The sequence below is a fragment of the Sphingomonas sp. BK069 genome, from assembly GCF_014193405.1.
Classification (GTDB): domain Bacteria; phylum Pseudomonadota; class Alphaproteobacteria; order Sphingomonadales; family Sphingomonadaceae; genus Sphingomonas.
The window spans coordinates 422,423-447,161 of record NZ_JACHZH010000002.1 but is presented as its reverse complement, the minus strand read 5'-3'; the positions used below and the strand labels follow the sequence as shown (position 1 = coordinate 447,161).

Below are 24,739 nucleotides of genomic sequence, written 5' to 3'. Positions count from 1 at the left end.
GCGAGGGTGTGCCGGATTCGCAACGGGTTGGGGGGAGTAGCTCCGATCCTCCGATGCGAAGCGCTGAGATCCTCCCCGCTTGGCGGGGAGGGGGACCGCCGCGCGCAGCGCGGTGGCGGAGGGGGCTGTCCGCGGGAGCTGGCGTTCGAGGGTTTGGGATGACGCGATACGGACCGCCCACGCCTGCCACGACGCGATCCGTCTGTGGCAGCCCCCCCTCCACCACCCGGCTGCGCCGGGCGGTCCCCCTCCCCGCGAGCGGGGAGGATCTTGGGGAGTCGCTTGCCGCGCTGGCGCTCGTTCCTGCCGACCCGCGAATCTCGTCGCCCCCGCAACACCTTCCCCATGCCACCCGCGCCCGCTACGACGCTCGCGATGGCCTCCCGACCCCACGCCCCGATCCCGCGCTCGCTGTTCGCCTTGTCGATCTTCTACGGCGGGATGGTCTGCATCGCCGGGGTGCTCGGCAACAAGCAGGTGTCGCTCGGGCCGATCTCGGCGCTGGGGCCGCTGGTCGGGTTGCCGCCGCTCGCGGTGGAGGCGGGGATCTTCGCCTTCCTGCTGCTGGTGGTCACCTCCAGCGCGGTCGCCGAGCTGCACGGGCAGAAGGTCGCCGGCAGGCTCGTGCTGATGGGCTTCGTGCCCTTGCTCGTCTCGATGGTGCTGACGCTGGTGGTGCTCGAGCTGCCCGCCGCGCCCGAGATGGACCGCGCGCATCTCGCCGCGTTCGAGCAGATGATGGGCGCGACGCCGTGGATCTGGGCCGGCGGCATCGTCGCCTACGGCGTGTCGCAGACGCTCAACGTCACGATCTTCTCGTGGCTGAAGGGACGCGAGGGCGGGCGGCTGCTGTGGTTCCGCGCCGCCACCGCCAGCGCGCTCAGCCAGATCGTCGACTCGGTGCTGTTCATCTCGATCGCCTTCGGCCTCTCCGCGGTGGGCTGGCTGATGGCGGGGCAGATGCTGGCCAAGGTGGTGCTGTCGATCGTGCTGGTGCCGCCGCTGATCTACCTGATGGTCGCGCTCGGCCGCCGGCTCGACGGCTGACCTTTCGCGCCCGCGCCCGCGCCGCTATGGCGCCGCGGATGACCGACCCGACCCCCGCCGCCGCCCCGATCGCTGCCGTGCCCCCGTCGCTCAAGGCCGAGACGCTGGTCGAGGCGCTGCCGTACCTCCAGCGCTACGCCGGCAAGACCTTCGTGGTGAAATACGGCGGCCATGCGATGGGCGAGCCCGAGGCGCAGGCCGATTTCGCCGAGGACGTGGTGCTGCTCAAGGCGGTCGGCATAAACCCGGTGGTGGTGCATGGCGGCGGGCCGCAGATCGGCAGCATGCTCAAGCGGCTGGGCGTCGAATCGCGGTTCGTCGACGGCTTGCGCGTGACCGACGCGGAGACCGCGCAGATCGCCGAGATGGTCCTCGCCGGATCGATCAACAAGGAGATCGTCGGCTGGATCGGCCGCGCCGGCGGGCGCGCGGTCGGCATCTCGGGCAAGGACGCCGGGCTCGTGCTGGCCGAGAAGGTCGGCGGGCGCGACCCCGACCCGCTGCAAGGGATCGAGCGCAAGGTCGACCTCGGCTTCGTCGGCGAGCCGGTCGCGGTGGACCGCCGCATCATCGACTCGCTCAGCCGCGACGGCATCATCCCGGTGATCGCGCCGATCGGCATCGGCGCCGACGGCCACACCTACAACATCAACGCCGACACGATGGCGGGCGCGATCGCCGCGGCGCTGGGCGCGGCGCGCTTCTTCCTGCTGACCGACGTGGCCGGCGTGCTCGACCGCGACGGCGAGCTGCTCACCGACCTCGACCCGGCCGCGATCAAGCGGCTGCGCGAGGAGGGCACGATCAGGGGCGGGATGATCCCCAAGCTGGAGACCTGCGTCGCCGCGGTCGAGGCCGGGGTGGACGCGGCGGTGGTGCTCGACGGGCGCGTGCCACACGCGATGCTGCTCGAGATCTTCACGCGGCGCGGCGCGGGCACGCTGATCCGGCGGTGAGGGGGCGGGCGTAGATCCTCCCCGCTCGCGGGGAGGGGGACCGCGCCCGCAGGGCGTGGTGGAGGGGGTGCTCCGCGAACGCACCGGCTCGTACGCGGAAGCCCCCCTCCACCATGCTACGCATGGTCCCCCCTCCCCGCAAAGCGGGGAGGATTTGCCCTGCTCCTACCATGCCAACCACACCCCGCTGGCACAGACCCTGCCAGTGCCCTATATGACCGATACACCATCACGGAGACGCCGCGCGTGCTGACGCTCACCATCATCCAGATCCTGCAGGTGCTGATCTCGTTCGTGCGCTGGATCATCATCATCCAGTTCATCCTGTCGCTGCTGATCGTGTTCAACATCATCAACACCTCCAGCCCGTTCATCCGCGGGCTGCACGACGGGCTCGACCGGCTGACCGAGCCGCTCTACCGCCCGATCCGCCGCATGCTGCCCGCCACCGGCGGGATCGACTTCGCGCCGATGGTGGTGCTGCTCGGGCTGGTGATCCTCAACATCATCCTCAACAACATCGCCGCGAGCGTGCTGGTGGGCGCCGCCGTCTGAGCGCCTGGCGCGCGACCGCGGACGGGATCGCGCTGGCGGTGCGCGTGACGCCGCGCGGCGGGCGCGACTCGCTGGTGGCGGGGACAGAGGAGCATCTCGCCGCGCGGCTCGCCGCCGCCCCGGTCGACGGCGCCGCCAACGACGCGCTGGTGGCGCTGGTGGCGCGCCACTTCGGTGTGGCGAAGCGCGACGTGGCGCTGGTCGCGGGGCAAACCGCGCGGCTCAAGCGGCTGACGATCAAAGGCGATCCCGCGACGCTGGCACAGCGCGCCGCTTCGCTCTATGCGGCCGAGTCATGACCGCCCGCCTCATCGACGGAAAAGCCTTCGCCGCCGCGCTGCGCGACCGTGTCGCCACCGCCGCCGCCGCCTTCACCTCGGCCGCCGGGCGCCAGCCCGGGCTGGCGGTGGTGCTGGTCGGCGAGGACCCCGCCTCCTCGGTCTACGTCCGCTCCAAGGGCAAGGCGACGCTGGCCGCGGGCATGGCGAGCTTCGAGCACCGTCTCCCCGCCGACACGACGCAGGAAACGCTGGTCGCCCTGGTCGACCGGCTTAACGCCGACCCGGCGGTGGACGGCATCCTCGTCCAGCTGCCGCTGCCGCGCCACATCGACGAGCGCGCGGTGATCGCGCGGGTCGATCCCGACAAGGACGTCGACGGCTTCCACCCGCTCAACGCCGGGCGGCTCGCCACCGGGCTCGACGCTTTGGTGCCGTGCACCCCGCTCGGCTGCCTGATGCTGCTGCGCGACGTCCACCCGCATCTCGCCGGTCTGGAGGCGGTGGTGATCGGCCGCTCGAACATCGTCGGCAAGCCGATGGCGGCGCTGCTGCTGCAGGAGAGCTGCACGGTGACGACGGTGCACAGCCGCACCCGCGACGTGATGGCGCACGTGCGCATGGCCGACATCGTCGTCGCCGCGGTCGGCATCCCCGGCTTCGTCCAGCCCGAGTGGATCAAGCCCGGCGCGACCGTGATCGACGTCGGCATCAACCGGGTCGAGGGCGGGCTGGTGGGCGACGTCGACCCGCGCGTCGCCGAGGTGGCGGGGGCGATCACCCCGGTGCCGGGCGGGGTCGGGCCGATGACGATCGCGGTGCTGCTGCGCAACACATTGGTGGCGGCGTCGCGCCGCGCCGGGCTGCCGGTGGACGCGTCGCTCTGAGATGGTCGAGCTGTTCGTCTCGTCCTTCGTCACGCTGTTCCTGATCATCGACCCGCCCGGCTGCGCGCCGATCTTCGCCGGGCTGACCGCGGGTGCCACGCCGGCGCACCGTCGCGCCATGGCGATCCGCGCGGTAGTGGTGGCGGCGGGCATCCTGCTGCTGTTCGCGCTGGCGGGCGAGCCGCTGCTCCACGCGCTCGGGATCGAGCTCGCCTCGTTCCGCATCGCGGGCGGGCTGATGCTGTTCCTGATCGCGCTCGAGATGGTGTTCGAGAAGCGCACCCAGCGCCGCGAGGACCGCGCCGCCAAGGTGACCGCGGAGGAGGCCGACGACGTCTCGATCTTCCCGATGGCGATGCCGATGATCGCGGGGCCGGGCTCGATCGCGACGGTGATGCTGCTGATGGCGCGCAGCAACGGCTTCGAGCGCTCGGCGGTGGTGATGGCGGCGCTGGGGGCGAACCTGCTGCTGATGCTGGGCTCGCTGCTGGCGGCGGGGCCGATCATGCGGATCCTCGGCGCCAAGATCGAGGCGGTGATCACGCGGCTGCTCGGCGTGCTGCTGGCCGCGCTGGCGGTGCAATTCGTGATCGACGGCGTGGTCGAGCAGCTGCGCTGAGGACGCGCCGAAGCGACGGGGGCACGATCTCTCCGTCGCCGGTCAGGCGATCGCGCAGACGAGCGCCTCACGGTGTGCGCGACCTCGTGCTCCTCGCTCCGCCGGCGCACCGTGCCCGCCCCGCCCAGCGCCCACGCCTTCGCGCCACCGCCAGCGCCACCGCGCCCGCCAGCGCGAGCACCGGCCAGCCGCCGGGATCGTGCCACAGGTAGCGCAGCGCCGCGGCCAGCGCGGCCAGCCCCACCAGCGCGCGCGCGACCGGCGCGTGCAGCCGCCGCGCCCACCACGCCGCCAGCAGCAGCGCCGCCGCGGCGTTGAGCGCGAGCCAGGCGTAGGACTCCAGCGGCGGCAGCGCGCCGAGCAGCGGCAGCTTCACCGTGGCATAGCCGGTCATGCGCCGCGGGAAGCAGTCGGCGGCGAGGTGCACACCGATGCCCGCGGCGATCCCGCAGGCAGCCGCGCGCCGGCGCCAGGCGAGCAGCAGCAGCGCGGGCAGCAGGCTGTGCGTCAGCGCGCTGCGGTGGCCGAGCCCGAGCCGCAGGTCGACGTCGGGCAGCGTCAGCCCCACCGCGAGCGCGGCCAGCGTGACGAGCGCGGCGACGGCGGGTGGCGGGGAGATGGAGGGCTCGGGTGACGGCATCGGTACGGCCGCTGCCACGCCCTAGCGCCGCGGTCACCCTGAAGCGTGACCCGACGAGGCGGCGTCCTCCCTTCCGCTGGCGTGTTGCCGTTCAGCGCCCACGACGTGAACGCATCTCCCCTCCCTTGAAGGGAAGGGGCTGCTACGCGCCACATCCCCGCCCGCGCGCGCCCTCCTGCCACCGCGCCGCCCCGACACAGTCGCGCGCCGCGCGCCCACGAAGCCGCTTCCCCCGCGCCGCGCTTTCGGCCTAAGCGGGCGGGCATGTGGCAGCTCTACCAGTTCCCTCTGTGCCCGTTCACGCGCAAGGTCCGCACGCTCCTCAACGAGAAGGACGTCGGCTATCAGCTGATGCGCGAGAACCCGTGGGAGCGGCGCGACGCCTTCATCGACATGAACCCCGCCGGCCAGACCCCGGTGATGACCGACAACGAGCGCGGCGTCGTGCTCGTCGACTCGATGGCGATCTGCGAATATTTCGAGGAGACCGTCGAGCGCGTCGCGATGATCAACGGCACCGCCGCCAACCGCGCCGAGATCCGCCGGCTGGTCGCCTGGTTCGACACGCATTTCTACCGCGACGTGACCCAGCCGCTGCTCGACGAGCGGATGATCAAGCGCGTCGTCCACCGCACCACGCCGGACGCGTCGCGGTTGCGCGAGGCGATGAAATCCTCGGTCGGCCACCTCGACTACATCGATTTCCTGCTCGATCATCGCAAGTGGATCGCCGGCGCGACGATCAGCCTCGCCGACCTCGCCGCGGCGGCGCAGATCTCGGTCGCGGACTATCTCGGCGGCATCGACTGGACCGGCCATGCGCATACCAAGGCATGGTATTCGGCGTTCAAGAGCCGGCGCAGCTTCCGCCCGCTGCTGGCCGAGCGCATCACCGGGATCGAGCCGCCCAGCTATTACGAGAATCCGGACTTCTGATGCACGTCACGCACGACCCTGCCGCCGCGGCCGCGCCCGAGATCGCGTTCGACGACTTCCTCAAGGTGGACGTGCGCGTCGGCACGATCGTGTCGGCCGAACCCTATCCCGAGGCGCGCAAGCCCGCCTACAAGCTACTGATCGACTTCGGCGCCGCGATCGGCCGCAAGCGCTCCTCGGCGCAGATCACCGAGCACTACGCGGTCGAGGAGCTGGTCGGGCGGCAGGTCGCCGCGGTGGTCAACTTCCCGCCGCGCCAGATCGGCAAGTTCCTCTCCGAGGTGCTGACGCTCGGCTTCCCCGACGCCGCGGGCAAGGTGGTGCTGGTGACGCCGAGCGAGCGCGTGCCCGACGGCGGGCGGCTGTTCTGATGCGCCAGGCGGCCGGCGAGATCGTGGTGGCGACGCGCGGCGCCGGGCTGGTCGAGATCACGCGCGAGGTGGCGGCGTGGCTCGAGGGCGAGGCGATCGCGACCGGGCTGCTCACCGTCTTCTGCCGTCACACCTCGGCCTCGCTGCTGATCAACGAGAACGCCGCTCCCGCGGTGCGCCGCGACCTCGAGCGCTGGCTGGCGCGCGTGGCGCCCGAGTCGCGCGACTATGAGCATGACGACGAGGGACCCGACGACATGCCCGCGCATCTGCGCAGCGTGCTCACCGGCGTGTCGCTGTCGATCCCGGTGGCGCGCGGCCAGATGGTGCTGGGGACATGGCAGGGCGTCTACCTCGCCGAGCACCGCGCCGCGCCACATCGCCGCCGCGTGGCGCTGCACGTGATCGGCGAGTGAGGGTCTAGATCCGCCCCGCTCGCGGCTCGCCGCAGGCGAGTGGTGGAGGGGGATCTCCCCGCAGCGCAGGGCCTGTGCAGGCCCCCCTCCACCAGCCTGCGGCTGTCGTGCGGGTGGAATGGCCCCGGTAATTCCCGCCATGTCCTGGGGACATGGCGACCTGCACGACCCTCCCCGCCAAGCGGGGAGGAGTGGCACACCCGCCCCACGGTCACAGCTAACCCTCTGTTAGTCCTGCGCTGATAGCGATATCACGGAAAATAATAACGAGGGAGAGCGCCGCATGGCGGAGGCGGGGACGGCGTTGGTCGGGCATGTCGGGCGCAAGCGCATGCGCTTCGCGCTCACCGACGCGGCCGGGCAGGTGCGGCGCGACAGCGTGCGCGGCTTCACCGCCGACACCACCGTCAGCATCTCCGGCGCGATCATGGACTTCCTGCGCGACGCCCGGCCCGACGCGCCGCCGCGCCGCTCCGCCTTCGCGGTGGCGGGGCTGCCGCGCGGCGAGACCGTATCGATCACGCGCGGGCGCTGGTACGTGTCGCGCTCGGGGCTGCGCGGCATGCTCGGGCACGCGCCGCTGATCCTCAACGATTTCGAGGCCGAGGCCTGGGCGTTCCATGGCGCCGACGTGCGCGCCGAGGAGCGGTTCGCCGGCGACGAACCCTCGCTGCGCCGCGCCGGCACCTATTGCGTGCTCGGGATGACCTCGGGCCTGGGTGTCTCGGTGCTGAGCCGCGACGCCGCGGGGCGGTGCGCGTGCTGGCCACCGAGGCAGGGCATGGCGGCTTCATCGCGGTGAGCGAGGAGCTGGCGCGGCTCGCCGCCGAGATCTTCCCCGGGCGCTACCCGGTGGTGGCGGAGGACCTGCTCTCCGCGCCCGGGCTGGTGCGCCTGTACGAGACGCTGGCGCGCCGCCGCGGCACCGCGCCGCGCTGGACCAGCGCCGAGGACATCACGCGCGCGATGGCCGCCGACCCGCTCGCGGGCGAGGCCTGCACCTGGCTGTGCCGAGCCTTCTGGAGCTACGCCGGCCAGCTGACGATCGTCTATGGCGCGTGGGACGGGGTGATCGTCACCGGCGGCGTGGCGGCGGCGCTGCGCCCGCTGCTGCGGCTGGCGGAGATGGCGCCGCTGTTCGCGGGGAGCGGCAAATATGCGCGGCTGCTGGCGACCGTGCCGCGGGTCTATGCCGCGCTCGACGACGGCGAGCTGGCCGGCGCGGCCGAGGCGTTGCGGCACCTGGGGTGAGGGGCCGGGAGCGTTCGACGTGCGCTCGCCTCATTCTGCCCGTCATCCCCGCGCAGGCGGGGATCCAGACGTGCCGTCGTCCCGTTCGATATCGCGACCGTCGCGTGTCTGGATCCCTGCCGTCGCAGGGATGACGATGTGGGACGGGCCAGGCACCGCGCCGCGCCGCCGATACCGCCGCCACGCCTCCCCCCGCTACGCCGGCTCCGCCAACGTCAGGATCGACACGCCGATCGGCATCGGCACCCGCCCGACCAGGTGGCGCTCGACGCGAAAGACGCGCTCGAACAAGGCGTTGAGCGGCGCCGCCGGGGGCGAATCGTCGCTGTCGTCGCGCCCGGTCAGTCGCCCCGCCAGACGCGCCACGGCGGCGAGCGGGAACAGCAGCGAGTTGAAATAGGTCAGCCCGCGCTCCTTCAGCCCGGCGGCGCGGATCGCGCGCACCAGCGTGGGCTTGGAATAACGGCGGTGGTGATGGTTCACCACGTCGTGCGCGCTCCACATCCACTGGTGCGCGGGCACCGCGATCAGGATCTTGCCGCCCGGCTTCAGGCACGCGCGCATCGCCGCCAGCGCGGCGACGTCGTCCTCGATATGCTCCACCACGTCGAGCACCGCGACCAGGTCATAGGCGCCGCGCTCGACGCCCGGCAGTTCGGGCAGCGGCGCGGCGCCGACCGCGCGGCCGAGCCGCTCGCTCGCGATCGCGCGCGCGGCGGGGTCGATCTCGATCGCGTCGACCGTGCCGAACTGCGCCAGCATCGGCAGGTTGTGCCCGGTGCCGCAGCCGATCTCGAGGATGCGCGCGTTCGCGGGCAGATGCGCCTCGCGCGTGAGGAAATCGGCGAGCACGTCGCGGCGCGCGCGATACCACCAGTGGGTCGAGTCGTGCTCCGCCATGCGGTCGTAGACGCGGCGGTCCATCAGCGATCAGCCTTCATGTTTACGCGAACACCCAGTTGCGCTGGAGCCAGAAGGTCAGCAGCGGCACCACCGACACCGCGGGTACCAGCGGCCACCATGTCGGGCCATGGAAGAAGGGGCCGGTCACCAGCACCCAGGTGAACCCCTGCTGCAGGAAGAAGCCGAACAGCTGCACCAGGAAGAAGCGCCGCGCGGTGCGCGCGCTGCGCGTGCCATGGCCGCGGAAGCTCACCGCGCCGTGCGCGAACCGTCCGATGAAGGTCACGCTGAGGAAGGCGACCACCACCGCCAGGTTGGGGTTCATCACATAGGTGGCGAGCGGCCAGTAGACCAACGCGTACAGCGCGGTCATCACCCCGCCCGTCACGCCGAAGCGCACCAGCTGCCAGATCATCTCGCGCTGTGAGGAGGACGCCGGCGGCGGGGACGACGGGGATGAGTGAGACGCTGCCAAAACCTTGCCCTTTGCGCCGCCGGGGCTAGACGCGGCTGCGGCTCTATCGCGCGCGGCGGCCGGAAGGAAGCGTTTTGGATATGCAGGGGCGGGACGCCGGGCCGGGTGAGCGCCACAGCGCGCGTGACGGGCTGGAGCGAGCGGCGCGCGTGATCGATCGCGACTGGCTGCGCCTCTCGCTGCTCGTCTGGGTCGCGATCGCGGCCTGGTTCGTGTGGAAGCGCTGGGCCGCGATCCACTGGCTGTCGCTCGGCGACACCGACGACAACATGCGGCTGATGCAGGTGCGCGCGCTGCTGAACGGCCAGGGCTGGTACGACCTGCGCGACTATCGGCTCGACCCGCCGGGCGGGTTCGACATCCACTGGTCGCGCCTGGTCGACCTGCCGATCGCGGGGCTGATCCTGCTGCTGCGCCCGCTGGTCGGCTACGCGGAGGCGGAGCGGCTGGCGTGCGGCATCGCGCCGCTGCTGCCCGCGGCGGTGACGCTGGTGGCGCTCGGCGCGACGCTGCGGCGGCTGATCCACCCGCTCGCCTGGGTGCTGGCGCCGGCGCTGTTCCTCGCCACCAACGTGACGCTCGGCATGTTCCTGCCCGATCGGATCGACCATCACGGCTGGCAGCTGGCGATGCTCGCGGTGACGGTGGCGGGCCTGTGCGACCCGCGCGGCGCGCGCGGCGGCGCGCTGGTGGGGATCGCCACCGCGGTGTCGCTGACGATCGGGCTGGAGATGCTGCCCTATGCCGCGATGTCGGGCGCGATCATCGCGCTCGCCTGGGTGATCGATCGCGGCGAGCGCGACCGGCTCGCGGTCTACGCGCTGACGCTCGCGGGCGGGGGCGCGGCGGGCTATGCCGGCTTCGCCTCCTACGCCAACCGCGTGCTGCGCTGCGACGCGCTCACCCCGGTGTGGCTGTCGGTGGTGGTGCTGGCGGGCGGGCTGCTGTTGCTGCTCGCGCTGGCCGACCCGAAGAAGCCGGCGGTGCGGCTGGTGCTGGCGCTGGCGGCGGGCGCGGCGGTCGCGGCGTTCTTCGCGCTCGCCTTCCCGCAATGCCTCGGCCGGCCCGAGCAGGTGTCGGACGAGCTCTACACCACCTGGCTCGCCAACGTGCGCGAGGCCAAGCCGATCTACCGCCACCCGCTGCGCATCGCGCTGCCGATCGTGACGCTGCCGATCATCGGGCTGATCGGCGCGCTGCTGGCGACATGGCGCGCGCGGCGCACGCCCGCTCTGCGCGGCTGGGCCGCGGTCGCGCTGTTCGGCGCCTTCGCCGCGCTGATGCTGCTGTGGCAGGCGCGCGCCGGTCCGGCGGCGCAGCTGCTCGCCATCCCCGGCGCGGCGGCGCTGGCGTGGGCGACGCTGCCCTGGCTGCTGGCGCCGCGCTTCTGGCCGGCGAAGGCGTTCGCGGCGGTGGCGGTGTTCGTGCTGGTGTCGGGCAGCTTCACCCAGCTGGCGATCGACTGGTTCCAGATCGACCGGCCCAGCGCCTATGTCCGCCGCGTCAACAAGGCGACCGGGCGGTGCATGACGATCCCCGCGATGGCGCCGCTCGACCGGCTGCCGCGCCAGACGATCTTCACCTTCGTCGACATCGGCCCGCGGCTGATCACGCTGACCCACCACGACGCGATCGCCGGGCCGTACCACCGCAACGGTGACGCGATCCTCGACGTCCACCACGCCTTCAAGGGCACGCCCGAGCAGGCGCGCGCGATCATGAAGCGCCACGGCGCGACCTTGCTGCTGGTGTGCCCGGACATGGCGGAATCGACCAACTATCGCGCCAAGGCGCCGGGCGGCTTCTACGCGCGGCTGGCGCGCGGCGAGCGGTTCGACTGGCTGGTGCCGGTGCCGCTGAAGAAGGGCTCGCCGTTCCGCGCGTTCCGGATCGAGTAGACCGCTCCGCCGAGAGGGGAGGAGCGTCATGGCACTATTCTCTCCCGCCCCTCAGGAGCTCGTGGCGAGATCGCCCGACGTGCGGGTTCGGTGGCCGTGTTGCGGCGAACGCGGGGACCCAGGGGCAAGCAGAACGGCTCCGGGCGGTGTGTGCGATGCTGCGCTCCAGCTTTCGCCGGAGCACAGGACCGAAAGGTGCAGCGATCCCCGTGAGGGAGGGGGTGAGGTATGGCGCCTCCTCAGGCGCCGCGTCCGCGAGGGGACTTCACTTCACCCCGTATCCCGTCACGAGAAGGGAAGATCACTCCGCCGCCACCAGCGTCTCCGCGTCGTCGAGCGGGTGCGCCAGCCGCGTCAGCATCTCGCGCGGCACCACCTGCCAGATCGAGCCGATCGTGCGCTCCCAATCGTCGAGCAGGCCGCGCGACCAGCGGCTGTCGGTCGCCACCGCATGTTCCGCGATCAGCGAGCGCAGCTGCTCCTCCCAATGCGCCGCGGCGACGCGCTGCCAGGTGATGTTCTCCGGGTTGGCGGAGCGCGCGAAGCTGCCGTCGGCGTCGTAGACGAAGGCCATGCCGCCGGTCATGCCCGCGCCGAAGTTGGCACCGACCGCGCCGAGCACCACCGCGACGCCGCCGGTCATATATTCGCAGCCGTTGGCGCCGCAGCCCTCCACCACCACGGTCGCGCCCGAGTTGCGCACCGCGAAGCGCTCGCCGGCCTGGCCCGCCGCGAACAGCTTGCCCGAGGTGGCGCCGTACAGCACGGTGTTGCCCAGGATGGTGTTCTCCTGGCTGCGCAGCGGCGACGACACCGCCGGGCGGACGATGATCGTGCCGCCGGACAGCCCCTTGCCGACATAGTCGTTGGCGTCGCCGAACACCTCCAGCGTGATGCCGCGGCACAGGAAGGCACCGAGCGACTGGCCCGCCGAGCCGCGCAGCCGGATCGTCACGTGCCCGTCCGCCAGCGTCGACATGCCGAACTTGCGCGTGATCTCGCTGGAGAGGCGCGTGCCGACCGCGCGGTGGGTGTTGCGCACCGAGTAGGTGAGCTGCATCTTCTCGCCGCGCGAGAACACCGGCGCGCCGTCCTTGATGATCTGCGCGTCGAGGCTGTCGGGCACCTCGTTGCGGAAGGTGCTGAGCGAGAAACGGCGCTCGGCGTCGGTGGCGTCGACCTTGGCGAGGATCGGGTTGAGGTCGAGGTCGTCGAGATGCTCGGCGCCGCGGCTGACCTGGCGCAGCAGCTCGGTGCGGCCGATCACCTCGTCGAGGCTGCGCACGCCCAGCCGGGCGAGGATGTCGCGCACCTCCTCGGCGATGAAGGTCATCAGGTTGATCACCTTCTCGGGCGTGCCGACGAACTTCTGCCGCAGCGCCTCGTCCTGCGTGCAGACGCCGACCGGGCAGGTGTTCGAGTGGCACTGGCGCACCATGATGCAACCCATCGCCACCAGGCTGAGCGTGCCGATGCCGAACTCCTCCGCGCCCAGGATCGCGGCGACGACGATGTCGCGCCCGGTCTTGAGCCCGCCGTCGGCGCGCAGCTTGATCCGCCCGCGCAGCCCGTTGAGCGTGAGCACCTGGTTGACCTCGGAGAGCCCCATCTCCCACGGCGTACCGGCATATTTGATGCTGGTCTGCGGGCTGGCGCCGGTGCCGCCGACATGGCCCGAGACGAGGATCACGTCGGCATGCGCCTTGGCCACGCCCGCCGCGACCGTGCCGATCCCCGCCGAGCTGACCAGCTTGACGCAGACGCGCGCGCGCGGGTTGATCTGCTTGAGGTCGTAGATCAGCTGCGCCAGGTCCTCGATCGAGTAGATGTCGTGGTGCGGCGGCGGGCTGATCAGCGTCACGCCCGGGGTGGCGTGGCGCAGCTTGGCGATGAACTCGGTCACCTTGAAGCCGGGCAGCTGGCCGCCCTCGCCGGGCTTGGCGCCCTGCGCGACCTTGATCTCGATCTCGTCGCAGGCGTTGAGATACTCGGCCGTCACGCCGAAGCGCCCGCTGGCGATCTGCTTGATCACCGAGTTGGCGTTGTCGCCGTTGGCATAGGGCGTGTAGCGCGCCTTGTCCTCGCCGCCCTCGCCCGACACCGCCTTGGCGCCGATCCGGTTCATCGCGATCGCCAGCGTCTCGTGCGCCTCGGGCGAGAGCGCGCCGAGCGACATGCCCGGGGTGACGAAGCGCTTGCGGATCTCGGTGATCGCCTCGACCTGGTCGACCGGCACGCCTTCGTTGGGGAAGTTGAACTGGAGCAGATCGCGCAGGTAGATCGGCGGCAGGTCGGCCACCCCGCGCGAGAATTGCAGGTAGCTCGAGTAGCTGTCGGTCGCCACCGCGGTCTGCAGCAGGTGCATCAGCTGCGCCGAATAGGCATGCGCCTCGCCGCTGTGGCGCTGGCGGTAGAAGCCGCCGATCGGCAGCGTCGCCACCGCCTGATCGTACGCCGCCTCGTGGCGCTCGGTGGCGTTGACGTGGAGCGAGGCATAGCCCTCGCCCGAGATCTTGGCCGGCATGCCCGGGAACAGGTCGTTGACGAGGCTGCGGCTGAGCCCGACCGCCTCGAAATTATAGCCGCCGCGATAGCTGGAGATCACCGAGATCCCCATCTTGCTGAGGATCTTGAGCAGGCCCTCCTCGATCGCCTTCTTGTGCCGCGCGAGGCAGTCCTCGAGCGAGAGTTTGCCGAACAGCCCGCGCGCGTGGCGGTCCGCGATCGCGGCCTCGGCGAGATAGGCGTTCACCGTGGTGGCGCCGACGCCGATCAGCACCGCGTAATAATGCGTGTCGAGGCACTCGGCCGCGCGCACGTTGACCGAGGCGTAGGAGCGCAGGCCGCGGCGGACGAGATGCGTGTGCACCGCCGCGGCGGCGAGCACGCCCGGGATCGCGACGCGGTCCTCGCTGATATGCTCGTCGGTGAGGAACAGCTCGCTCTTGCCCTCGCGCACCGCCTGCTCGGCCTGGTTGCGGATGCGCTGGATCGCGGCGCGCAGCTTCTCGGGGCCGCCGCCCGCCTCGAAGGTGCAGTCGATGTCGGCCGCGGCCTGGCCGAAATAGCCCTTGAGCCGCGCCCAGTCGGTCGAGGTCAGCACGGGGCTGTCGAGCACCAGCACGCGCTCGCGCCGGTCCTCGGTGTCGAGGATGTTGGCGAGGTTGCCGAAGCGCGTGCGCAGCGACATCACGTAGCGCTCGCGCAAGGGATCGATCGGCGGGTTGGTCACCTGGCTGAAGTTCTGGCGGAAGAACTGGCTGATCAGGCGCGGCTTGTCCGAGATCACCGCGAGCGGCGTGTCGTCGCCCATCGAGCCGATCGCTTCCTTGCCGCTCTCCACCATCGGCGACAGGATCAGCTCCATGTCCTCGATCGTCTGGCCGGCGGCGACCTGGCGTCGCGTGAGGTCGGCGCGGGCGTAGCGCGTCAGCGTGTCGACGGGTGCGGGGGGCAGGTCGGCCATGGTGGAGAACTCACCGATCATCGCGGCATAGTCCTGCTCGGCGGCGATCCGGTCCTTCACCTCGCGGTCGCGCAGGACGCGGCCCTCGTGCAGGTCGACCGCGATCATCTGCCCCGGCCCCAGCCGGCCCTTGGCGATCACCGTGCTCTCGGGCACCACCACCATGCCCGCCTCCGAGCCGACGATCAGCAGCCCGTCGGCGGTCTCGGTGAAGCGCAGCGGGCGCAGCGCGTTGCGGTCGACCCCGCCGACCGCCCAGCGCCCGTCGGTCATCGCCAGCGCGGCGGGGCCGTCCCACGGCTCCATCACCGAGGCGAGATATTGGTACATTGCGTGGTGCGCGGGGGGCATGTCGTCCGAATAGGCCTCGGGCACCAGCATCAGCTTGGCGGTGGGCGCGTCGCGGCCCGAGCGGCAGATCGCCTCGAACGTGGCGTCGAGCGCGGCGGTGTCGGACGCGCCGGCGGGGATCACCGGCTTGATGTCCTCCGAATGCTCGCCGAACGCGATCGAGGCCATGCGGATCTCGTGGCTGAGCATCCAGTTCTTGTTGCCGCGCACGGTGTTGATCTCGCCGTTGTGGGCGAGGCAGCGGAACGGCTGCGCCAGCCACCATTGCGGGAAGGTGTTGGTGGAATAACGCTGGTGGAAGATCGCGACGCGGCTCTCGAAGCGCTGGTCCTGCAGGTCGGGGTAGAAGACCGACAGGCTCTCGGCGAGGAACAGCCCCTTGTAGATGATCGAGCGGCAGCTCAGCGAGCAGACGTAGAAGCCCTGGATCTGCGCCGCGATCACGCGCTTCTCGATGCGGCGGCGGACGAGGTACAGGTTCTTCTCGAACTCCTCGGCCGAGACCTGGTCCGGCAGCGGGCCGGCGATCATGATCTGCTCGATCTCGGGGCGCGTGGACTGCGCCTTCATCCCGATCACCGACACGTCGACCGGCACCTGGCGCCAGCCGTAGATGGTGTAGCCCGCCTCGATGATCGCGCTCTCGACGATGGTGCGGCAGGTCTCCTGCGCGCCGAGATCGGTGCGCGGCAGGAACACCATGCCGACGGCGAGGCGGTTGGGGAGCAGCTTGTGCCCGCTGGCGGCGACGCAATCGTCGAAGAAGCGCACCGGCAGGTCGACGTGGAGGCCCGCGCCGTCGCCGGTCTTGCCATCGGCGTCGACCGCGCCGCGGTGCCACACCGCCTTGAGCGCGTCGATCGCGGACTGGACGACGCGGCGCGAGGCGCGCCCGTCGGTGGCGGCGACGAGGCCGACGCCGCACGCGTCACCCTCGAACTCGGGGCGGTACATGCCGTGCGTGGCGAGGTGGGTGCGGGGATCGGTCATGCCAAATAACCCTTGGTATGAAGCGTCGGTAGAAGACCATCGCGGATGGAGCGGAGCAGCGGCACCGCCGCCAGCGCATCGAAGACGCGTTCACGCTGTTCGGTGGGGCTGACGGGATATTCATGCGCCAAGCGGTGGCGCAGCCGCACGAGCCCGGACCAGGCCGCCGCATCGGCGAGCATCCCGTACTTTTCCATACGGTTCGCGATGTCGCGCGCGGTCATCTCGGAGATGTCGATCTGTTCGGCGATCAGATACGTCCGAAAGATGCGGGCGAGCAGATCCTGCGCCTGTTCTACCGCCTTGAGCAGGGCGCGCGCGCCTGTGGCGCGCAGGTCATCGAGTGCCGCGAAGTCCACGGCCGTCTCGGGCAACGTACCGAGGATGCGGGCAGCGACGTCCGCACCGCGCAGCACCGAGTCGAGCGCGGTCGTCAGCTTCGTGAGCAGGACGCCCTCCGGCGCGGTCACAGCACCACCCCATCGCGATAGGCGATCTGCTCGAACGGGCCGAGCGGCTCACCGCGCACGCTGAAGACCTTGTCGACGCGCTGCGGCTCGATGCGCTGGAACAGCTTGTCCTCGAAGCGGTCGAGTTCGGCGTCGGTGCCGCGACCGGGATCGACTTCGAAGTGCAGGTCGATGTCGCCGCCGCGCCGATCGTCGCGCACGCGGCTGCCGAACAGGCGCACCACCGCGCCCTCGCCGAACGCCTCGCGCGCGGCTTCCTTGATCGCGGCGACATAGTCGGGCGGCAGCCTCATCGCGCGCGCCGCGTCACTGCCGCGCCTCCGCCTGCACCGCCGCGATCTCCCTGGCGAGATCGCCGGTGCTCGCCTGTGCCTGGCGCATCGCGTCCGTCATCATCTGGCGCTGGAAGGCGGCGACGTCGGGATCGCTCATGACCGACATCGACGTCTGGGCATAGGCGGCGCCGGTCGGCGTGGCGAAGAAGCGCTCGATCTCGCCGAGCTGCGTCACGTCGAAGCGGCGCGCATAGGCGCGCGCCATCGCTTCCACCATCCCCGGCATCGAGTCACGGATCAGCGCCAGCGAGCGCTGCTCCTGCGCGTCCATGAAGCGATCGAACACCGCCTTCATCTTGGCGTTCTCCCGCAGCATGGCACCCAGCTGCGGGCTCTGCGCCATGCCCTCGCGCATGTTCGCCATCATCGGCGCGACCATCGCGGAGACCGTCGCCGCGCGGGTCGCGGGCGGCATCAGCCGGTCGAGCACGCGCCGCGCGGCGGCGAGCCGAGCCGGTTCGGGCGCGGCGATGGCGGCCGGGCCGGGCGCGCCGGTCTGCGCCGCGGCCGGCGCGGCGGCCAGCGCCAGCGCGGCGAGGAGAACGGGCCGCGCGATCACGCCGCGACCTTCTCGCTCTTCGCCTTCGCCTTCAGATACTGGTGCATCGTCGCCGCCACGTCGCGGCCGTCGCGGATCGCCCACACCACCAGGCTGGCGCCGCGGACGACGTCGCCCGCCGCGAACACGCCGTCGAGGCTGGTCATCAGCGTCTTGGAGTCGACCAGCACCGTGCCCCAGCGGGTCACGCCCAGCTCGGCCGCGTCCCACAGCCGCGGCAGCTCCTCGGCATCGAAGCCGAGCGCCTTGATGACCAGGTCCGCCTTCATCGTCTCGGCGCCGCCGGGGGCGACCTCGGGGGCGCGCCGCCCGCTCGCGTCGGGCGCGCCGAGCCGCATGCGGTTGACCTCGACCGCGCCGACCTTGCCCTCCGCGCCCGTGAACTTGGCCGGCGCGGCGAGCCAGACGAACTCGACGCCCTCTTCCTCGGCGTTGGCGACCTCGCGCTGCGAGCCCGGCATGTTGGCGCGGTCGCGGCGGTAGAGGCACTTCACGCTGGTGGCGCCCTGGCGGATCGCGGTGCGGACGCAGTCCATCGCGGTGTCGCCGCCGCCGATCACCACCACGTCGCGCCCGGCGGCGTTGAGCGAGCCGTCCTCGAAGGCGGGGACGTGGTCGCCGAAGCCCTTGCGGTTCGACGCGGTGAGGAAGTCGAGCGCGGGCACGACCCCGCCCAGCTCGTTGCCGGCGAGGTCGATCGCGCGCGCCTGGTAGACGCCGGTCGCGATCAGCAGCGAATCGTGGCGCGCGCGCAGCTCGTCGAGCGTGGCGTCGCGGCCGACCTCGAAGCCCTCGTGGAAGACGATCCCGCCCGCCTTGAGCCGCTCGACCCGGCGCATGACCACGGGCTTCTCCAGCTTGAAGCCGGGGATGCCGTAGGTCAGCAGCCCGCCGGCGCGGTCATGGCGGTCGTAGACGTGGACCTCATAGCCGTGGCCGCGGAGATATTCCGCCGCGGTGAGCCCGGCCGGACCCGCGCCGATCACGCCGACCGACTGGCCGCGCGCGGGGCCGGGGACGAGCGGCTCGACCCAGCCCTCCTCCCAGGCGGTATCGGTGATGAACTTCTCGACCGAGCCGATCGTCACCGCGCCGTGGCCGCTGAACTCGATCACGCAATTGCCCTCGCACAGCCGGTCCTGCGGGCAGATGCGGCCGCAGATCTCGGGCATCGTCGAGGTGGCGTTGCTCAGCTCATAGGCCTCGCGCAGCCGGCCCTCGGCGGTGAGCCGCAGCCAGTCGGGGATGTGGTTGTGGAGCGGGCAATGGACCGAGCAATAGGGCACGCCGCACTGAGAACAGCGCCCGGCCTGGTCCTCCGCCGCGGGGGTGGCGTAGCGCTCGGCGATCTCGCGGAAATCGTCGGCGCGATCGGCCGCCCCGCGCTTGGCGGGATAGGATTGCGCGCGATCCACGAACTTGAGCATGTCGGCCATCGGTGTCCTCCGACAGCCGACGTCTCACACCGACATAGGTGAGTCACGCACTTTCTGGCCGATACGTCAGCAAAGCTGCCGCAAATACTTCGATTGTTGCGTGCTCACGCAGCGTCCTTCCACTTGGACGTGAGAAGAAGGTCCGCTTCGGCTCAATGCATCGCGAGCAGGATGAGCGCGAGCGTGCCCGCACCGATGCGGTACCAGGCGAAGGGTGCGAAACCGTGCTTCGTCACCACACCCATGAACCAGCGGATCACCAGCAGCGCGACGACGAAGGCGACGACGAAGCCGATCGCGATCGCGCCGTAATCGACGTGGCCGGGCAGGTCGCGGCTCTTCCACAAAGCCAGCGTGGTGGCGCCGAGCATCGTCGGGATGGCGAGGAAGAAGCTGTACTCGGCGGCGGTCTCCTGGTCGACGCGCATCGCGCGCGCGCCCATGATCGTCGCGCCCGAGCGGCTGACGCCCGGGATCATCGAGATGCACTGGACGACCCCGATGCCGAGCGCGACGCGCCACGACATCGTCTCCACCTCGCTCTTGGGGGCGGGGGGGACGGTGCGCTCGATGAACAGGATCGCGAGACCGCCGACGATCAGCGCCACCGCCACCACGGTCGGCCCGATGCCGGGCGCCTCGAGCACCTTGCGGATCGAGGAATAAGCGATCGCGCCGACCACGGCGGAAGGCAGGAAGCCGAGCAGCACGTTGCGGGTGAAGCGGATCGCGCCGCGATCGCGCCGCAGCAGCCCCTCGCCGACCTTGAGGAAGCGCCGCCAGAACAGCACGATCACCGCGAGGATCGCGCCCAGCTGGATGACGATGTCGAAGGTGGCGTCGGCCTCCTTCAGCCCCAGCAGCGCGCCGGCGAGCACGAGATGTCCGGTGGAGGAGACGGGCAGGAACTCGGTGACCCCCTCGACGATGCCGAGGAGGATGGTGATCAGCAGGTCGTTCAATGTCTTTCTCCCCCCGAGCTCACCGGCGCGTCTCCCGCGCGCCGATCAGCCCGCGGTCTGGTTGATCATGCTGAAGCGCCCCGCCTTGCGGTAGCGCACCAGCCAGTTGGGCGCGACCGCGTCGATCGGGGTCGGCTCGACGCCGAGCGCGGCCAGCCCCTCGGCGCCCTGGCCGACGACGCTGTCGTGGCCGAGCAGCTTCCACTGGTCGCCCGAGATCGGCGTCAGCGGCAGCGCGGCGAGCAAGGCGCCCGCGCCGTCGGGCACGGTCACGAAGTGCGGGCGGCGGCCGATATGCTCGGCGACGCGGCGGTTGAGCTCGAGCATCGTCAGCACCTCGGGACCGCCCAGCTCGTAGGTGTGGCCGGCGTGCGCGTCGCGGTCCGCGATGGCGGCGAACACCGCCTGCGCGACGTCGACGACATAGACCGGCTGGAAGCGCGCCGCGGGGCGCAGCACCGGCACCACCGGCAGCCGCGCGATCATCCCGGCGAAGCGGTTGAGGAACTGGTCCTCGCGCCCGAACACGGTGGACGGGCGCAGGATCGTCGCGGACGGATCAGCCTGCCGCACCGCCTGCTCGCCCGCGCCCTTGGTGCGCGCGTAGACCGAGTCGCCGCCGGCGTCGGCGCCGATCGCGGAGACATGGACCAGCGCGGCCCCCGCGTCGCGCGCCGCCTCGGCGACGATGCGCGCGCCGTCGACGTGGACGCGCTGGAGGTTGCCCGCGAAGGTGCCGACCAGGTTGACCACCGCGTCCGCGCCCGCGACCGCGCGCTGGATCGTCTCGGGCCGCGCGATGTCGGCGGCGACGAACTGGGTCTGCCCCAGCCCGCCGAGCGGCTTGATGAAGAACGCCTGGCGCGGGTCGCGCTGCGCCACGCGGACGCGCGCGCCGGTCTTGAGCAGGGCCTGCGCGACATAGCGGCCGAGGAACCCCCCGCCGCCGATCAGCGTGACCAGTCTGTCGTTCATGCCGTCCTTCATCTCGAACGCCTTTCCGCTACGCGCGCCGCTCTGCCCGCCGCGCCCGCCGATGACAAGGCCGGATGCGGCAGTGCGGCGAGGATCGTGAAAATGCGTGTTGACAAGGGCGCCGACCACCCCCTAGAGGCGCCGGCCTACCCCGTGCCCAGATGGCGGAATTGGTAGACGCACCAGCTTCAGGTGCTGGCGATCGCAAGGTCGTGGAGGTTCGAGTCCTCTTCTGGGCACCAATTCCCGCAGAGCTGATCTACGCCCCACCGCGGTGACCCGCGGCGGCGGATGGACGCAGTTGCCGCGCGCGCGGCGCGCGATCGAGGCGACCTTCGGGACGAGCCCGGACCGATCCAGATCGCCGTCGTGCGACCGAGCCGAAACGGCGGCTCTTATCTGCTCCGTCGCGGCGGGTGTTCCGACGCGTCACCCTGGGTCAACGCGCGCGCCGCGCACGCTGACCCGCGGCGGTGATCGCGCGGCGGCACCGGATTGCCTTGTTGGAGAATGTTGCTCAAATGTTCTCGCCGCGTTTACGGCGGAGCGACACGATGAACATGCCCAGAGCATATCTACCCGCGGGCTTGGATCCCGCGGAACGACGGCGCGTATTCTCGATCTGGCTGCGCACCGGGAGGCTGCCGACGCTCCGCGAGGACGGCGTCGAGTTAAAGTTCAATCTGTGGCATGATCCACGTGACGGCCGCTTCACGTCGAATCCAGGTGGTGACGGCGGCACGAAGATCGCGCTCACCGAGGATCGGGAGCTGCCGCCGGTTCGCACGCGGGCGGAGGCTGACGCGTGGCGCGCCGAGCAGCTCTCGCGTCATGGCGACCGGTCAGACAATCGCGCCGCGATCGAGGCGCGATATCAGCAGTATCTGCGTGCACTGGCGGCTCAGCCGCACGATCCGGCGGCGGCGGCGGTCGACTTCGCCGCGGGTGTCGGGGAGGGCGTAGCCGATGTCGGGAGGAGCAGCGCCGCCGGCCTCAAAGCCGCGCTTACCACCAATCACTGACCACGATCGCGCAGACCAACGCGGGTGTGGCTGCGATGATCGACGGGATGATATCGGCGGAGGACACGCCGTCTGGGAAGTGGAGGATGCGAAGCGCGCGGCGATCGCGAGAAGAATGATAAGGAAGGTTGGAACGAGAAGGATAAGCGTGAGGATTGTGTAACCATGACGATAATGGATCTCGCCCGCATCTACGCGACGGTTTACATCTTCATCGAGCAGATTGGTGAAGAACTGCTGGATCTCGACGCCAACGTCAGCCTCGGAGAATATACAGGAGATGCCCTCGACCATGTGGGACTGGAGCATCTCCCCTCGTTGATCGCCGCGTTCGATGCCGTCGCCGACACGCTGGACGGCGAAGAGGCCTCGATCGTCCGTGACATATCGGAGAGTCATGGGCTCCAGGACCAATCGGAGCTACCGCAACGAATCGAGGCGAACATCGTTCGCCAGCGCGCAGTCTGCCAAACCGCCGGTATCTCCCCGATCGCGGCGGTGGCGGCGCGTATCGTGACGGTCTTCACCTTGCTGCTCGAGCGTTTCGGTGACGAGGAGATCGAGCCCGGCGTCGACGACGAGGGGATGCGGCGGCTCGCGGCGACGCTCCACGCGCTGCCGCCGGAGTCGCTCGCCGAGCTGATCGCCGCCTTCGACGTGATCGCGCCCGATTTCACCAGCGACGCCGATGCCGTCCGCGCGATCCCGCGCGACTTCAAGCTGCGGGAGGCGCTGGCGGGCGCGGCCCCGCTGGTGGAGGCGCCCGCGACGCTGCGCCGCGCGCGCGCCGGGCTACCGCCCCGCGTCTCCGTGCCGCGGCTGATCGGGTGACGATACTGCGTGCGGCAAGGCCGGTGAACCTTCGCGGACGGCGAGCTCCTGAAGCCGCGGGCAGGAAGGACGGGGCAGGCGACTATAGGCGAATGGTCGCGGAGAGAGACCGCACGGCGCTCGCCACGCCGCCGTGAACCCCTGCGCGCAGGCGCCATGGGCAAGACGGCCCACCACCCCCGTCCCGCTCCAGCACAGCCGAGCGCCGCGCGCCGTTGCGACCCCGCCTTGCACCGCGAGTCGCGGGCGCTAGGAGCGCTCGTTGTGTCCTCGCAACGAACCGTCGTCCTGCTCGCCGCCGCGCTGCTCGCGCGCTCCTCCGTCGACCTCCCCGCCCGCGCCGAGCCGTCGCGGCTCGCGCCGCCGCCGCGCGCCGGCGCGACCGAGTGGCGCCAGCGGATCGATCCCGCCCCGCGCGGCCCGCTGCTGCTGCGCCAGGCGATGCTCGACGAGCACAATCGCGCCCGCGCCGAGCTGGCGCTGCCGCCGCTCGCCTGGGACGAGACGCTCGCGCGCGCCGCCGAGGCGTATGCCCGCGAGCTGGCGCGCACCGGCCGCTTCGCCCACGCCGCGCAGCCGCGTGGCCGCCAGCGCCAGGGCGAGAACCTGTTCGCCGGCACGCGCGACGCCTACGCCTATGCCGAGATGGTGCGCTGGTGGCTCGACGAGCGCCGGGCCTATGTCAACGCGCCGTCGCCGCGCTTCAGCCGCACCGGGCGTTGGCAGGACGCGGTGCATTACGCGCAGATCGTGTGGCGCGGCACCGCGCGGCTCGGCTGCGCGCTGGCGGCGGGGCGGCGCGACGACGTGCTCGTCTGCCGCTACGCCCCCGCGGGCGAGACGATCGGCGAGACGGCCTATTGAGTCGGCGCCACCGGGGCCCGCCGCGCGCTAGCCCGGCGCCGCCGCCGAGCCGGCGAGCAGCCCGCCGTCGATCGTCAGCTCGGCGCCGGTGAGATAGGTCGCCTCGTCGGAGGCGAGCATCACCGCCACCGCGGCGACCTCTTCGGCCTGACCGAAGCGGCGCAAGGGCGTGTCCGCCACCAGCGCGCGCATCCGCTCTGCGCGCGCCGGTCCCTCGCCCAGCATCGGCTCCCACATCGGGGTGAGGATCGCGCCGGGGTGGATCGAGTTGCAGCGGATCGCCCAGCCCTGCTGCGCGCAGTAGAGCGCGACGCTCTTGCTGTGGTTGCGCACCGCCGCCTTGGACGCGGCATAGGCGGCAGCGCCGGGCACCCCTACCATCCCCGAGCGCGACGAGACGTTGATGATCGCGCCGCGGCCCGCCGCCTTCATCGCGCCGATCGCGTAGCGACAGCCGAGGAAGGTCCCGTCGAGGTTGACGCGGTGGACCGCGCGCCAGTCCGCCAGCGTGGCATGTTCAGGGTCGTGCGCGACGGCACCCGCCTCGAAGCCGGTCACGCCCGCGTTGTTGACCAGCACGTCGAGCGCGGGAAGGTCGCGCGCGAGCCGCGCCCAGTCGCCCTCCTCGCGCACGTCGAGCGCGCGGAAGCTACAGCCGATCGCGGCGGCGGCATCGGCGCCGGCGGCCTCGTCCAGGTCGGTGAGGATCACGCGGGCGCCCTCGGCGTGGAAGCGCGCGGCGATGGCGCGGCCGATGCCGCGCGCCGCGCCGGTGACGACGCAGGTCTTGTCCTTCAATCGTGTCATGTCGGTTTCTGGTCGGGAGAGAAGGGGGCGGCACGTGCCGCGGCCGGGCCGCCTCAGCGGCGATGCGGGACCATGTGCGTCGACTCCGTTGACCGAGACCTCGCCTATCGCCCCGGAAGAGCGCTGGCAACGTAGCTCCCGCCTCAGCCGTGGTGAAGATCAGACGAAAGCGTACCGACCAGGGTGAGATATCGACTGTTGCGGACTCGTCCATTCACCGAAGCGAGTTACAATCGACCATGTCACCGTTGCGACGGGTGACACGTAGATAGTAGATGTCCTGTGATGAGAAGAAGGTGCATCGCCTCTGCCCGGATCATCATCTCGGGTCTGATCATTCTGGCTTGCTTCGTGGCGTTGAACCGACATCTAATGATGATGTTGACCACGGTGGTCGGCGCAACCGCGTTGCTCCTATCCATCGTCATGGCTGGATCTC

26 protein-coding genes and 1 tRNA gene are annotated in these 24,739 nt (G+C 71.1%); 16 read left to right on the top strand and 11 right to left on the bottom strand.

What is annotated here, in order from left to right:
* Positions 1–375 precede the first annotated feature (375 nt).
* From FHY02_RS10690 to FHY02_RS10665, 6 genes are all read left to right on the top strand, one after another.
* The gene (locus FHY02_RS10690; RefSeq protein WP_183921900.1) at positions 376–1,047 is read left to right on the top strand and encodes a queuosine precursor transporter; all 672 of its coding nucleotides are present in this window, start codon (positions 376–378) and stop codon (positions 1,045–1,047) included.
* Positions 1,048–1,085: 38 nt separating this feature from the next.
* Complete coding sequence (gene argB, locus FHY02_RS10685; RefSeq protein WP_183921899.1) at positions 1,086–2,003, top strand: acetylglutamate kinase; 918 nt, start codon at positions 1,086–1,088, stop codon at positions 2,001–2,003.
* Between the two features lie 246 nt (positions 2,004–2,249).
* Positions 2,250–2,558, top strand: a complete 309-nt coding sequence (locus FHY02_RS10680; RefSeq protein ID WP_183921898.1) for a YggT family protein — start codon at positions 2,250–2,252, stop codon at positions 2,556–2,558.
* Positions 2,555–2,857, top strand: a complete 303-nt coding sequence (locus FHY02_RS10675) for a DUF167 family protein (protein ID WP_183922051.1) — start codon at positions 2,555–2,557, stop codon at positions 2,855–2,857. The genes FHY02_RS10680 and FHY02_RS10675 overlap by 4 nt, the downstream gene beginning before the upstream one ends.
* Positions 2,854–3,723: a bifunctional methylenetetrahydrofolate dehydrogenase/methenyltetrahydrofolate cyclohydrolase FolD gene (gene folD, locus FHY02_RS10670; RefSeq protein ID WP_183921897.1), complete on the top strand. Its 870-nt coding sequence runs from the start codon at positions 2,854–2,856 to the stop codon at positions 3,721–3,723. Before FHY02_RS10675 ends, folD begins: the two co-directional genes overlap by 4 nt.
* Position 3,724: 1 nt before the next feature.
* Positions 3,725–4,342, top strand: coding sequence for a MarC family protein (locus tag FHY02_RS10665; protein WP_183921896.1), 618 nt, complete (start codon positions 3,725–3,727; stop codon positions 4,340–4,342).
* A 67-nt stretch (positions 4,343–4,409) separates the two neighbouring features.
* Here FHY02_RS10665 and FHY02_RS10660 read toward each other — a convergent pair whose 3' ends face one another.
* Entirely contained in the window at positions 4,410–5,000 is a 591-nt protein-coding gene (locus FHY02_RS10660; protein WP_183921895.1) for a hypothetical protein, read from the bottom strand.
* Positions 5,001–5,246: 246 nt separating this feature from the next.
* On the opposite strand from FHY02_RS10660, the gene FHY02_RS10655 reads away from it, so the two are divergent.
* The 5 genes from FHY02_RS10655 (at position 5,247) to FHY02_RS10635 (ending at position 7,956) form a co-directional block, all read left to right on the top strand.
* Complete coding sequence (locus FHY02_RS10655; protein WP_183921894.1) at positions 5,247–5,918, top strand: glutathione S-transferase family protein; 672 nt, start codon at positions 5,247–5,249, stop codon at positions 5,916–5,918.
* A complete protein-coding gene (locus FHY02_RS10650) occupies positions 5,918–6,289 on the top strand; it encodes a tRNA-binding protein (RefSeq protein ID WP_183921893.1) in 372 nt (123 codons plus the stop codon). The genes FHY02_RS10655 and FHY02_RS10650 overlap by 1 nt, the downstream gene beginning before the upstream one ends.
* On the top strand, positions 6,289–6,705 hold the full coding sequence (locus FHY02_RS10645; RefSeq protein ID WP_183921892.1) for a secondary thiamine-phosphate synthase enzyme YjbQ: 417 nt from the start codon (positions 6,289–6,291) through the stop codon (positions 6,703–6,705). The genes FHY02_RS10650 and FHY02_RS10645 overlap by 1 nt, the downstream gene beginning before the upstream one ends.
* A 283-nt stretch (positions 6,706–6,988) precedes the next feature.
* Positions 6,989–7,507: a glucokinase gene (locus FHY02_RS10640; protein WP_183921891.1), complete on the top strand. Its 519-nt coding sequence runs from the start codon at positions 6,989–6,991 to the stop codon at positions 7,505–7,507.
* The gene (locus tag FHY02_RS10635) at positions 7,465–7,956 is read left to right on the top strand and encodes a glucokinase (protein WP_183921890.1); all 492 of its coding nucleotides are present in this window, start codon (positions 7,465–7,467) and stop codon (positions 7,954–7,956) included. The genes FHY02_RS10640 and FHY02_RS10635 overlap by 43 nt, the downstream gene beginning before the upstream one ends.
* A 195-nt stretch (positions 7,957–8,151) precedes the next feature.
* On the opposite strand, the gene FHY02_RS10630 is transcribed toward FHY02_RS10635, so the two are convergent.
* A complete protein-coding gene (locus tag FHY02_RS10630; RefSeq protein WP_183921889.1) occupies positions 8,152–8,880 on the bottom strand; it encodes a bifunctional 2-polyprenyl-6-hydroxyphenol methylase/3-demethylubiquinol 3-O-methyltransferase UbiG in 729 nt (242 codons plus the stop codon).
* A gap of 19 nt (positions 8,881–8,899) precedes the next feature.
* Positions 8,900–9,274 (bottom strand): GtrA family protein, encoded by a 375-nt coding sequence (locus FHY02_RS10625; protein ID WP_183921888.1) that lies wholly within the window; start codon positions 9,272–9,274, stop codon positions 8,900–8,902.
* 140 nt (positions 9,275–9,414) lie between these two features.
* Here FHY02_RS10625 and FHY02_RS10620 point away from each other — a divergent pair, with 140 nt between their 5' ends.
* On the top strand, positions 9,415–11,232 hold the full coding sequence (locus tag FHY02_RS10620; protein WP_260172842.1) for an AcrB/AcrD/AcrF family protein: 1,818 nt from the start codon (positions 9,415–9,417) through the stop codon (positions 11,230–11,232).
* A 301-nt stretch (positions 11,233–11,533) separates the two neighbouring features.
* Here FHY02_RS10620 and gltB read toward each other — a convergent pair whose 3' ends face one another.
* From gltB to FHY02_RS10585, 7 genes are all read right to left on the bottom strand, one after another.
* Complete coding sequence (gene gltB, locus FHY02_RS10615) at positions 11,534–16,039, bottom strand: glutamate synthase large subunit (protein WP_183921887.1); 4,506 nt, start codon at positions 16,037–16,039, stop codon at positions 11,534–11,536.
* Positions 16,036–16,509 carry a hypothetical protein gene (locus FHY02_RS10610; protein ID WP_183921886.1) on the bottom strand — a complete coding sequence of 158 codons (474 nt, stop codon included), beginning with the start codon at positions 16,507–16,509 and terminating at the stop codon, positions 16,036–16,038. Before FHY02_RS10610 ends, gltB begins: the two co-directional genes overlap by 4 nt.
* Positions 16,506–16,802, bottom strand: coding sequence for a nucleotidyltransferase domain-containing protein (locus FHY02_RS10605; protein WP_183921885.1), 297 nt, complete (start codon positions 16,800–16,802; stop codon positions 16,506–16,508). The genes FHY02_RS10610 and FHY02_RS10605 overlap by 4 nt, the downstream gene beginning before the upstream one ends.
* Positions 16,803–16,815: 13 nt before the next feature.
* The gene (locus FHY02_RS10600; protein WP_183921884.1) at positions 16,816–17,403 is read right to left on the bottom strand and encodes a hypothetical protein; all 588 of its coding nucleotides are present in this window, start codon (positions 17,401–17,403) and stop codon (positions 16,816–16,818) included.
* The gene (locus tag FHY02_RS10595; protein WP_183921883.1) at positions 17,400–18,839 is read right to left on the bottom strand and encodes an NAD(P)-dependent oxidoreductase; all 1,440 of its coding nucleotides are present in this window, start codon (positions 18,837–18,839) and stop codon (positions 17,400–17,402) included. Before FHY02_RS10595 ends, FHY02_RS10600 begins: the two co-directional genes overlap by 4 nt.
* A 152-nt stretch (positions 18,840–18,991) precedes the next feature.
* Positions 18,992–19,801: an undecaprenyl-diphosphate phosphatase gene (locus FHY02_RS10590; RefSeq protein WP_183921882.1), complete on the bottom strand. Its 810-nt coding sequence runs from the start codon at positions 19,799–19,801 to the stop codon at positions 18,992–18,994.
* Positions 19,802–19,846: 45 nt separating this feature from the next.
* Positions 19,847–20,776: a complex I NDUFA9 subunit family protein gene (locus FHY02_RS10585; protein WP_183921881.1), complete on the bottom strand. Its 930-nt coding sequence runs from the start codon at positions 20,774–20,776 to the stop codon at positions 19,847–19,849.
* A gap of 155 nt (positions 20,777–20,931) precedes the next feature.
* On the opposite strand from FHY02_RS10585, the gene FHY02_RS10580 reads away from it, so the two are divergent.
* The 4 genes from FHY02_RS10580 to FHY02_RS10565 all read left to right on the top strand — a co-directional run bounded on the left by FHY02_RS10580 (position 20,932) and on the right by FHY02_RS10565 (position 23,493).
* Positions 20,932–21,018, top strand: a tRNA-Leu gene (locus FHY02_RS10580).
* Between the two features lie 231 nt (positions 21,019–21,249).
* Positions 21,250–21,798, top strand: a complete 549-nt coding sequence (locus FHY02_RS10575) for a hypothetical protein (protein WP_183922066.1) — start codon at positions 21,250–21,252, stop codon at positions 21,796–21,798.
* Between the two features lie 165 nt (positions 21,799–21,963).
* Entirely contained in the window at positions 21,964–22,629 is a 666-nt protein-coding gene (locus tag FHY02_RS10570) for a hypothetical protein (protein ID WP_183921880.1), read from the top strand.
* Positions 22,630–22,893: 264 nt separating this feature from the next.
* Positions 22,894–23,493 (top strand): CAP domain-containing protein, encoded by a 600-nt coding sequence (locus FHY02_RS10565; protein WP_311721296.1) that lies wholly within the window; start codon positions 22,894–22,896, stop codon positions 23,491–23,493.
* A 27-nt stretch (positions 23,494–23,520) separates the two neighbouring features.
* On the opposite strand, the gene FHY02_RS10560 is transcribed toward FHY02_RS10565, so the two are convergent.
* Complete coding sequence (locus FHY02_RS10560; protein WP_183921878.1) at positions 23,521–24,300, bottom strand: SDR family oxidoreductase; 780 nt, start codon at positions 24,298–24,300, stop codon at positions 23,521–23,523.
* Positions 24,301–24,739: the final 439 nt, after the last annotated feature.

Bases quoted from the DNA above. Each gene is read 5' to 3' on its own strand.
- FHY02_RS10585 (WP_183921881.1), bottom strand. From the start codon at position 20,776: ATGAACGACAGACTGGTCACGCTGATCGGCGGCGGGGGGTTCCTCGGC.
- FHY02_RS10560 (WP_183921878.1), bottom strand. From the start codon at position 24,300: ATGACACGATTGAAGGACAAGACCTGCGTCGTCACCGGCGCGGCGCGC.
- FHY02_RS10625 (WP_183921888.1), bottom strand. From the start codon at position 9,274: ATGATCTGGCAGCTGGTGCGCTTCGGCGTGACGGGCGGGGTGATGACC.
- FHY02_RS10605 (WP_183921885.1), bottom strand. From the start codon at position 16,802: ATGAGGCTGCCGCCCGACTATGTCGCCGCGATCAAGGAAGCCGCGCGC.
- FHY02_RS10630 (WP_183921889.1), bottom strand. From the start codon at position 8,880: ATGGACCGCCGCGTCTACGACCGCATGGCGGAGCACGACTCGACCCAC.
- gltB (WP_183921887.1), bottom strand. From the start codon at position 16,039: ATGACCGATCCCCGCACCCACCTCGCCACGCACGGCATGTACCGCCCC.
- FHY02_RS10570 (WP_183921880.1), top strand. From the start codon at position 21,964: ATGACGATAATGGATCTCGCCCGCATCTACGCGACGGTTTACATCTTC.
- FHY02_RS10640 (WP_183921891.1), top strand. From the start codon at position 6,989: ATGGCGGAGGCGGGGACGGCGTTGGTCGGGCATGTCGGGCGCAAGCGC.
- FHY02_RS10690 (WP_183921900.1), top strand. From the start codon at position 376: ATGGCCTCCCGACCCCACGCCCCGATCCCGCGCTCGCTGTTCGCCTTG.
- FHY02_RS10595 (WP_183921883.1), bottom strand. From the start codon at position 18,839: ATGGCCGACATGCTCAAGTTCGTGGATCGCGCGCAATCCTATCCCGCC.
- folD (WP_183921897.1), top strand. From the start codon at position 2,854: ATGACCGCCCGCCTCATCGACGGAAAAGCCTTCGCCGCCGCGCTGCGC.
- FHY02_RS10655 (WP_183921894.1), top strand. From the start codon at position 5,247: ATGTGGCAGCTCTACCAGTTCCCTCTGTGCCCGTTCACGCGCAAGGTC.
- FHY02_RS10620 (WP_260172842.1), top strand. From the start codon at position 9,415: ATGCAGGGGCGGGACGCCGGGCCGGGTGAGCGCCACAGCGCGCGTGAC.
- FHY02_RS10650 (WP_183921893.1), top strand. From the start codon at position 5,918: ATGCACGTCACGCACGACCCTGCCGCCGCGGCCGCGCCCGAGATCGCG.
- argB (WP_183921899.1), top strand. From the start codon at position 1,086: ATGACCGACCCGACCCCCGCCGCCGCCCCGATCGCTGCCGTGCCCCCG.
- FHY02_RS10665 (WP_183921896.1), top strand. From the start codon at position 3,725: ATGGTCGAGCTGTTCGTCTCGTCCTTCGTCACGCTGTTCCTGATCATC.
- FHY02_RS10645 (WP_183921892.1), top strand. From the start codon at position 6,289: ATGCGCCAGGCGGCCGGCGAGATCGTGGTGGCGACGCGCGGCGCCGGG.